The following is an 8,493-nucleotide window of genomic DNA, read 5'->3' as shown; positions in this document are numbered from 1 at the left end:
GGCGGGACCGCCGATGCGGGCGACGAGCGACAGCCAGGCGGCGACGGTTTCGGCCCGCCAGCCGAGCGAGGCGATCGCCCCCTCGATCCGCGCGCGCGCCTGACCGTCCATCCAGTCGGGGGCCTCATCGAGCACCGCCTCCAGCCGTCGTCCGAGCGCCATCATCGGGCGCAGCAGCGATTCGAGCGCGGCGGCGGCGGGCTGAATCGCGTCGATCAGCTGGGCGTCGGGCTCGGCCAGTTCGGTCTCGATGCCATAGCCGGCTTCGCCCGACCCGTCGGTGTCGCGGGCATAGACCAGGCCGCGCACCGCGGCGAGGAGGTGCTCGATCGCCCCGAAGGGCTGGCCCTCGGCCAGACGCTGGAGCCAGCCGTCCGAGGGCAGCGCGCGCGCGGCGTCCACCGCTTCGCTGATCGCGCGTGCGCCGGCATCGTCATAGCTCGCGACATCGGAGAGGCGGGCGGCCAGCCCACGGCGCCGCCCGCGCGATCCGCTTTCGGGCCCGGTGATCCAGCGCCGCAGCTCGATCGTTTCCTGCCCCGACAGGGCGACGCCGAACATCGCGTCGGCCGCGTCGAAAATGTGATGGCCTTCGTCGAAGACATAGCGCGTGGGGCGGGTGGCGGCTTCGCGCCCGCGCGCGGCGTTGACCATCACCAGCGCGTGATTGGCGATGACGATGTCGGCGTCGGCGCTGGCCCGCGCGGCGCGCTCGATGAAGCACTTGCGGTAGTGCGGGCAGCCGGCATAGACGCACTCGCCGCGCCGGTCGGTCAGCGCGGTGGATCCGTTGCGCCGGAATAGCACTGGCAACCAGCCGGGCAGATCGCCGCCGACCATGTCGCCATCGGCGGTATAGGCGGCCCAGCGCGCGACCAGCTGCGCCAGCACTGCGGCGCGCCCGGCGAACCCGCCCTGCAGCGCGTCCTCCAAATTGAGCAGACAGAGATAGTTTTCGCGGCCCTTGCGCGTGACGATGCGGCGCTTGCGCTCTTCGGGGTCAGCGAACAGCCGCTCGCCTTCATGGCCCAGCTGGCGTTGCAGCGCCTTGGTAAAGGTCGAAATCCACACCACGCCATCGGCCTGCTCGGCCCAGAGCGATGCGGGCGCGAGATAGCCGAGCGTCTTGCCGATGCCGGTTCCCGCTTCGGCCAGCACCAGATTGGGCGAATCGCGCATCGTGCGCGGCGCAAAGGCACTAGCCGCCGCATCGGCGTAGAGCCGCTGGCCCGCGCGCACCTCGGCGCCCGATCCGGTCAGCGCAGCCAGCCGCTCACGCACCGCGTCGGGATCGAGCGCGACAGTGCGCGGCGGCGTGCGCGGCGCGCCCTCGCTCCATTCGGGCAGGCGCGAGAATAGCCACCGTTCGGCCTGTTCAGGGCGGGTCAGCCGCTGCGACACCGCCGGCCCCCAGCTCCAGCGCAATTTGGCGAGTGACTGGGCGGCGTGCCATGCACCCTCGCGTTCCGGCCAGTCGGTCTGCGCGATCGCCAGCATCGCTTCGGCAGCGTCGCGCAGGAACGGGGCAACTGCCGCATCATCGGCTGGCTCGGCGATACCCAGTGCGCGCGCCACGCCGCGCGGGGTTGGCACCATGAAGCGCGCGGGGCGGAGAAAGGCGAACAGCTCGAGCAGGTCGAGTCCCGACAGGTCGGGATAGCCGAGCCGCTGCGCCGTCAGCGGCGCGTTGAGCAGAATGACCGGCGTATCGGCGGCGATGCGCACGGCTTCGCCGCGTCCGATGCTGCGTGTCCCCTCCGCCGTCGCAATCCAGATGCCGCCATGGCTGGCATGAAGTGCCGGATAGGGAAGCGGGTTCACCGTGCGTTGTAGCGCAGGCGGCCGATGAAGCGCGACATGCTGAATCGGTGGTCGGATCGCGCGGCCAGCTTTGCCTTGGCCTTTTCGAACTGCATGATGTTCTCGATCCGCCGCGACAGAAAGGCGCGGGTTTCTGCCTGACCCTCGCTGTCGTCGTTGAGGAACACTGCAATGGTTGCGGCATAGATGCCCGCCAGCATCGCGCGCTTGGTATAATGGTTATAGTCGGTGGCGGTGTCGCCCGCGAGCCGCCACATCGCATCGGCCGAGCGCCAGCCCAGGCGGGTCGCGCGCGCCGCATTCTGGGGCATGGCAAGGATCGCGACCGCGCGGCGCAACGCTTCGCGATCGGGCGCGAGGATGTCGAGCCGGGTTTCGACGAGCGCGGTGATGCGGGCGCGGATCTTCATCGCGGCCAGCGTTTCGGGCGGAAGACGCTGTGCCATCTCCCGGTCGACATGGGCGAACCACAGGTCGATCATCTCGACCGCCTTGGCCGGAATGGCGAGGCGGGCGATGTCGTGGTCCGCGCCGATCGCATCGGCCGCAGCGGTGACCGCCGCCGCGCTCCAGCCGTCAAAGGCAGCATTGGGCGCGAGGTGCGGCGAAAGCGCTTCGCGCAGCTCGTCCAGCGTCATGTCGGCAACATCGGTCATGTTCACGTTTTAACCTCTGCCTCGTTCGACGCAACCTGTCCCGGAGGGCTTTTGCCGCGTCGGACGAGGACAAGCGCGACCGCGACCAGCGTGGCGCCCAGGAAATCCGGCACGCCCAGCCGCTCGTCATAGACGATCCAGCCCACCGTTCCGGCGACCACCGGCTGGGTCAGTAGCGCGATTCCGACGACGAGCGGCGAGAGATGGCCGAGCGCATAGATCATCAGCCCCTGCCCGATGACCTGACTGGCGAGCGCGAGGCCGACCAGCACGGTCCAGTTTTCGGGCCAGATGCGCTCCCCCAGCGCCCAGGCGAAGAGCAGCATCGGGAGCGTCCCGAACAGGCTGGACCAGGCGAGCGCGGGCAAGGGTGCCATGGCTTCGCGCGCGCGGGCCATCAGGATGAAATAGACGGTATAGAGCGCTCCGGCGAGGAGGCAGAGCAGGTCGCCGAACAGGTTCTGGGGCGACAATTCATAGGAGCGACCCAGCAACAGTCCGGCGCCGATCGCGGCGAGCAGGAGCGCAAGACCCTGTTGCCGCGTCGGCCAGGCGCGGGCGATGAAGAACCCCCAAATCGGGTACATCAGCGTCGCCGAATTGCCGAACAGCGTCGAATTGGCGAGCGTCGTGTGCAGGATGCCGACATGCCAGGAGGCGAGATCGGCGGCAAAGGCGATTCCCGACAGCAGCAACACGCCCCACAGGCCGCGCGTCCCCTGAACCGCATTGCCGCGGCTCATCAGGATGATCGCGAACAGGAACGGGACGCCGAGCGTCAGCCGCCAGAACCCCGCCGCCACCGGCCCCACATCGGCGGCGCGGACGAACCACGGCCCGAAGGCGAGCGCGAGATTGCCCAGCAGCAGCGCGGCGAAGGGCAACGCAGCGCTGCTTGTTACGGATGCAACTTTTCTTGGCGGGCTGGAGTCGTGCATGTCGCCCTTAGCGCCCTAACTCTTGTGCAACGCAACTGATTTGGAGACCCGCATGTCCGACCTGTTCGATCCGATCCGCCTTGGTGCCATCGAAGCGCCCAATCGCGTGCTGATGGCGCCGCTGACGCGTGGTCGTGCGGGACGCGACGGTGTGCCGACCGCGATCATGGCCGAATATTATGCGCAGCGCGCATCGGCGGGTCTGATCATTTCCGAGGCGACCGGGATCAGCCGTCAGGGACTGGGCTGGCCGTTCGCGCCGGGGCTGTGGACGCAGGCGCAGGCCGAAGGATGGAAGCCGGTGACCGAAGCAGTGCATGCCGCAGGCGGGCGCATCGTCGCGCAGCTGTGGCACATGGGCCGACAGGTGCACAGCGCGGTGACGGGCGAGCAGCCGGTGTCGTCCTCGGCCACCCAGACCAAGGGGCATTTCCACACCTATGAAGGGCGGCAGCCATCGGAGCAGGCGCGCGCGCTCGATCTTGCGGAGATTCCCGGCATCATCGAGGATTATGCCCGCGCGACCGAACATGCGCTCAATGCCGGGTTCGACGGCGTGCAGATCCACGCCGCCAATGGCTATCTGATCGACCAGTTCCTGCGCGATGGCGCGAATCATCGCAACGATGCCTATGGCGGGTCAGTCGACAATCGCATCCGCCTGCTCAGCGAAGTCGCCGAGCGCGTGGTCGCGGTGGCGGGTGCCGATCGCACCGCAGTGCGGCTTTCGCCCAATGGCGAGAGCCAGGGGGTCGATGACAGCGATCCGCATGCGCTGTTCCTGCCGGCTGCCAAGCGCCTGTCCGAACTCGGCATCGCCTTCCTGGAACTGCGCGAGCCGGGGCCGGAGGGGACGTTCGGCCGCACCGATGTGCCCAAGCTCAGCCCGGCGATCCGCACCGTATTCGACCGCCCGCTGGTGGTGAACTCCGACTATGTAACGCGCGAAGCGGCGCAGGCAGTGCTCGACAGCGGGGTGGCCGATGCCGTGAGCTTTGGCCGCACCTTCATCTCCAATCCCGACCTGCCCGAACGGCTGCGCACTGGCGCGCCGCTCAACGAGGGCAACATGGCGACGTGGTATAGCCAGGGGCCGGAGGGGTATATCGATTATCCGGCGCTTGCGCGTCAGGAGGCGTAACGGAGTTGGGCGTTCTTTAGCCCCGCTCTACCTCGTCTAGCCGCGCGGTGATCCATTGGCGGAGCGCCGCGCGGATCTTGGGCTGGAGGGCGAGCACGAACGGCACGACGATCAGCCAGGGGAAGATCAGGAAAGCGATGGTGAAGGCGAAGAACAGGGCGATCAGCCAGCCGCCGATCGCTGCGCCAATCTTCTCGTTGAAACGGTCGCCCATCACGATCCTGCGCGGAGCCTTGAGGTCATAGAGCGGGGAGGTCGTCAGGATCTGCGCGCCGCTGCGATCGTCGATCTGGCGCGGCTCGTCTTCGGTGACCGGGCGTTCGGCAGGGGAACGCTGCTCGGGCCGAGTCGCGGGTGCAACCGGGCCGGGTGTGCTGGTCGGCTTGCCGGTCAGCGTATCGATCACCACGAGCCGGCGGTCGCGTTCGACCACCTTGTAGCGGCTGGGCGGGATTTCGGTCACCGCGCCGCGCGTCCCGCGCGCCATTGCGCCGCGCTCTGCCCCCAGGCGTCGACCTTGACCTCGGCATAGGGGGCCGGAAGCTGGACCGGGCGCAGGTTGGTCGAGCCGAGCCGCTGGGCGAGGCGGATCGAGCGGGTGTTTTCGGGCGCGATCGTGTGGATCACCTCGTCCCAGCCGAGCACATCGACGGCATAGTCCATCGCCGCGACCGCGCCTTCATAGGCATAGCCGCGCCCCGCGAACTCGGCGGCAACGCCCCAGCCGACCTCGGTGCCGGGCCAGCCATCGGGCATCCACGGGCCGAGGCGACCGACCCATTTGCCGGTCGCGCGCTCGATGACCGAGAACATCGCGAAGCCGTTGATCTCCCACGCGCCGGCCATGGTGCACAGCTGCCGCCAGGCGACGCTGCGCTCGACCGGACCGCCGAGATGTTCGGTCGCCACGGGGTCTGCCGAGAAGGCGGCCCAGCCATCCAGATCCTCCGCCGCCGGACGGCGCAGGATCAGCCGCTCGGTGAAAAGGATCGGGTGGGCCATTACAGCCGCTGCTTCAACGCCAGCATCGCGAGCGCCGCTTCGGCGGCGCCGCCACCCTTGTTCAGTTGGGCCGGATCCGCGCGGCGGATCGCCTGTGCCTCATCCTCGGTCGTCAGGATACCGTTGCCGATCGGGATGCCGTCCATGGTCAGCGCCATGATGCCGCGCGCGCTTTCGTTCGAGACGATCTCGAAATGATAGGTCTCGCCGCGGATCACCACGCCGAGCGCGACATAGCCGTCGTAGCGCTGCGTCTCTTCGGCCAGCACGATCGCACCGGGCACTTCGAGCGCGCCGGGGACGGTGACCGTCTCGTGGCTGTGACCCGCCGCCTCGATCGCGGCGCGGGCACCGGCGAGGAGCATGTCGTTGAGATGGTCGTAGAAGCGGGCTTCGACGATCAGGATATTGGCCATTATGCGCCTTTCAGATCGATTGCGCGCTCACCGACGATGCGCAGGCCATAGCCGTCGAGGCCGACCAAAGTGTGATGGGTGTTGGTGAGCAGCACCATTTCCTCGACCCCCAGTTCGTTGAGGATCATCGCGCCGACGCCATAGTCGCGCAACTCCTCCATCTCGACTTCGGTGCGTTTCCCCGCCTTGCGCTCGACCGCCATGGTGAAGGCGTCGGCGCGTGGCTTATTGATCACGACCACCACACCCGCGCCCTCTTCGCCGATGATTTCCATCGAGCGCTGGAGCATCAGGCCGCGGTCGCCCGCCTCGCCGAACACATCGGCGAAGGGCGACAATGCGTGCATGCGGACAAGGGTCGGCTTGTCTGGGGTCACGCGGCCCTTGACCAGTGCGAGCTGTTCGGTGCCGGTCGCCTTGTTCCAGAAGGCGATGGTGCGCCAGTCGCCACCCCAGCGGCTGGTGAAGACCGACTCCGCCCGGCGCTCGACCAGATGGTCGTAGCGGCGGCGATAGGCGATCAGGTCGCGGATCGTGCCGATCTTGAGATTGTGCAGCTGGGCGAAGGCGACGAGGTCGTCCATCCGCGCCATCGTGCCATCGTCCTTCATGATCTCACAGATCACGCCCGAGGGGCTGAGACCGGCGAGACGCGAGACGTCGACCGCCGCCTCGGTATGGCCGGCGCGGACCAGCACCCCGCCTTCGCGCGCGACGAGCGGGAAGACATGGCCGGGCGAGACGATGTCGGCGGCGCTCTTGGTCGAATCGGTCGCGACGGCGATGGTGCGCGCGCGATCGGCGGCGGAAATCCCGGTCGTCACGCCTTCCTTCGCCTCGATGGAAACGGTGAAGGCGGTGCCCATGCTGGTGCCGTTGCGGCGTGACATCGGCTCCAGGCCGAGCTGGTCGGCGCGCGCCTGGGTGATGGCGAGGCAGATCAGGCCGCGACCATGTTTGGCCATGAAGTTGACCGCGTCGGGGGTCGCCATCTGGCCGGGGATGACCAGATCGCCCTCATTCTCGCGATCCTCGTCATCGACCAGGATGAACATTCGGCCATTGCGCGCCTCGTCGATGATCTCTTCGGGCGTGGAGAGGAATGCGTGGGGCAGGCGGGAAAGTTCAGCGTTGGCCACGGACGGCCTCCATACGTTGCAGATAGCGTGCGAGCACGTCGATCTCGAGATTGACTGCCTGACCCGGGGCGAGCGCGCCGAGCGTGGTGACCGCCTGGGTATGGGGGATCAGGTTGATCGCGAAATGCGCGGTGCCGTCGGGTTGGTCGGTCACTTCGTTCACCGTGAGCGACACGCCGTCGATGGTGATCGATCCCTTGGCAGCGATGAACGGGGCGAGGCTGGCGGGCACGGCAAAGCCGACGCGCTGCGAGTCGCCCTCGGGGCAGATGCCGAGCACCGTCCCGACGCCGTCGACATGGCCGGTGACGATATGGCCGCCGAGCTCGTCGCCGACCTTGAGCGCGCGTTCGAGGTTGAGGCGCTGGCCCGCCTGCCACTGCGCAGCGGTGCGCGAGACGGTTTCGTGGCTGACATCGACCGCGAACCAGCCCGGGCCCTTGTCGACCACGGTCAGGCACACGCCCGAGCAGGCGATCGACGCGCCCAAATCGACCGTCGCCATGTCATAGGCAGTGGTGATGCGCGCGCGCAGGTCGCCGCGATTCTCGATCGCTTCGATCGCGCCGACATCGGTGATGATTCCGGTGAACATATCCTATCCTCTGGCGCGCTCGTAGACCTCGAGCCGGTCGCTGCCAAGCATTCGCGCATCGTGCAGGTTCCAGCGGCCATGCGCGGGATCGAGGGTGGCGAGGCCAAGCTCGGAAAGGCCGGGCTTGCCGCCGAGCAGGATCGGCGCGCGGTACAGCAGCAGGCGGTCGACGAGATCGGCGCGGAGGAAGGCGGCGGCGGTCTGTGCACCGCCCTCGACCAGCAGGTGATCGACGCCGTCGAGATCGACGATGGCTTCGGGTGTCGCGATGCGGGCCCAGCCGGGTGCGTCACTTGCAGAGAGGAGGACGCGGTGCGGGCTGCGATCTTCCAGTCCCGCGAGCCGTACGTCGAGCTTCGGTGTGTCGATGTCGAAGGTGCCGCGGCCGACCAGAATCGCCTCATGCCGGGCGCGTTCGAGATGGGCGTGGGCGCGGGCGCGGGAGCCGGTGATCCAGCGGCTCTCTCCATTTGCAAGGGCGATGCAGCCGTCGAGCGAAGTGGCGAGCTTGAGCGTCACCGCCGGGCGGCCGTGCGCGAGCCGGGTGAGGAAGCCGGCCATGCTGCGCGCGGCTTCATCGGCGCGGATGCCCATCGTCACGGCGATTCCGGCCGCTTCGAGTCGGGCGATGCCGCGTCCGTCAGTGCGCGGATCAGGATCACGCAGGGCAATGACGACCTGCGCCACGCCGGCGGCGATCAGCGAGGCGGCACAGGCGGGACCACGCGCCGATTCATGCGCGCACGGCTCGAGCGTGACATAGGCGGTGGCGCCGCGTGCGGCTT

Annotated in this window: 10 protein-coding genes; 1 reads left to right on the top strand and 9 read right to left on the bottom strand. The window is 68.3% G+C overall.

Annotated elements, in window-relative coordinates; translation table 11 throughout:
* The 3 genes from AX681_RS10075 to AX681_RS10065 form a co-directional block, all read right to left on the bottom strand.
* The coding region (locus AX681_RS10075; protein ID WP_066682181.1) for a helicase at positions 1-1,821 on the bottom strand (1,821 nt) is incomplete at its 3' end.
* Complete coding sequence (locus tag AX681_RS10070) at positions 1,818-2,477, bottom strand: COQ9 family protein (RefSeq protein ID WP_066660273.1); 660 nt, start codon at positions 2,475-2,477, stop codon at positions 1,818-1,820. The genes AX681_RS10075 and AX681_RS10070, both read right to left, overlap by 4 nt.
* A gap of 2 nt (positions 2,478-2,479) precedes the next feature.
* A complete protein-coding gene (locus AX681_RS10065) occupies positions 2,480-3,415 on the bottom strand; it encodes a DMT family transporter (protein ID WP_066660270.1) in 936 nt (311 codons plus the stop codon).
* A gap of 52 nt (positions 3,416-3,467) precedes the next feature.
* On the opposite strand from AX681_RS10065, the gene AX681_RS10060 reads away from it, so the two are divergent.
* Positions 3,468-4,556, top strand: a complete 1,089-nt coding sequence (locus AX681_RS10060; protein WP_066660267.1) for an alkene reductase — start codon at positions 3,468-3,470, stop codon at positions 4,554-4,556.
* 16 nt (positions 4,557-4,572) lie between these two features.
* Here the strand turns inward: AX681_RS10060 and AX681_RS10055 are convergent, their stop codons facing one another.
* The 6 genes from AX681_RS10055 to ribD form a co-directional block, all read right to left on the bottom strand.
* The gene (locus AX681_RS10055) at positions 4,573-5,043 is read right to left on the bottom strand and encodes a hypothetical protein (protein ID WP_066660265.1); all 471 of its coding nucleotides are present in this window, start codon (positions 5,041-5,043) and stop codon (positions 4,573-4,575) included.
* Positions 5,016-5,558, bottom strand: coding sequence for a GNAT family N-acetyltransferase (locus AX681_RS10050; protein WP_066660260.1), 543 nt, complete (start codon positions 5,556-5,558; stop codon positions 5,016-5,018). Before AX681_RS10050 ends, AX681_RS10055 begins: the two co-directional genes overlap by 28 nt.
* The gene (gene ribH, locus AX681_RS10045) at positions 5,558-5,974 is read right to left on the bottom strand and encodes a 6,7-dimethyl-8-ribityllumazine synthase (protein ID WP_066660257.1); all 417 of its coding nucleotides are present in this window, start codon (positions 5,972-5,974) and stop codon (positions 5,558-5,560) included. The genes AX681_RS10050 and ribH overlap by 1 nt, the downstream gene beginning before the upstream one ends.
* The gene (gene ribB, locus AX681_RS10040) at positions 5,974-7,113 is read right to left on the bottom strand and encodes a 3,4-dihydroxy-2-butanone-4-phosphate synthase (protein ID WP_066660254.1); all 1,140 of its coding nucleotides are present in this window, start codon (positions 7,111-7,113) and stop codon (positions 5,974-5,976) included. Before ribB ends, ribH begins: the two co-directional genes overlap by 1 nt.
* Complete coding sequence (locus AX681_RS10035) at positions 7,100-7,708, bottom strand: riboflavin synthase (RefSeq protein ID WP_066660251.1); 609 nt, start codon at positions 7,706-7,708, stop codon at positions 7,100-7,102. Before AX681_RS10035 ends, ribB begins: the two co-directional genes overlap by 14 nt.
* 3 nt (positions 7,709-7,711) lie before the next feature.
* The coding region (gene ribD / locus AX681_RS10030) for a bifunctional diaminohydroxyphosphoribosylaminopyrimidine deaminase/5-amino-6-(5-phosphoribosylamino)uracil reductase RibD (protein ID WP_066682177.1) at positions 7,712-8,493 on the bottom strand (782 nt) is incomplete at its 5' end.

This window comes from Sphingomonas sp. CCH9-E2, from assembly GCF_001557215.1.
GTDB lineage: Bacteria > Pseudomonadota > Alphaproteobacteria > Sphingomonadales > Sphingomonadaceae > Sphingomonas.
Note: the sequence above shows the minus strand (reverse complement) of the source record. Positions and strands in the feature narration are given on the sequence as shown.

Excerpts from the sequence above, each read along its gene's own strand:
- AX681_RS10070 (WP_066660273.1), bottom strand. The coding sequence starts at position 2,477 with ATGACCGATGTTGCCGACATGACGCTGGACGAGCTGCGCGAAGCGCTT.
- AX681_RS10065 (WP_066660270.1), bottom strand. The coding sequence starts at position 3,415 with ATGCACGACTCCAGCCCGCCAAGAAAAGTTGCATCCGTAACAAGCAGC.
- AX681_RS10060 (WP_066660267.1), top strand. The coding sequence starts at position 3,468 with ATGTCCGACCTGTTCGATCCGATCCGCCTTGGTGCCATCGAAGCGCCC.
- AX681_RS10055 (WP_066660265.1), bottom strand. The coding sequence starts at position 5,043 with ATGGCGCGCGGGACGCGCGGCGCGGTGACCGAAATCCCGCCCAGCCGC.
- AX681_RS10050 (WP_066660260.1), bottom strand. The coding sequence starts at position 5,558 with ATGGCCCACCCGATCCTTTTCACCGAGCGGCTGATCCTGCGCCGTCCG.
- ribH (WP_066660257.1), bottom strand. The coding sequence starts at position 5,974 with ATGGCCAATATCCTGATCGTCGAAGCCCGCTTCTACGACCATCTCAAC.
- AX681_RS10035 (WP_066660251.1), bottom strand. The coding sequence starts at position 7,708 with ATGTTCACCGGAATCATCACCGATGTCGGCGCGATCGAAGCGATCGAG.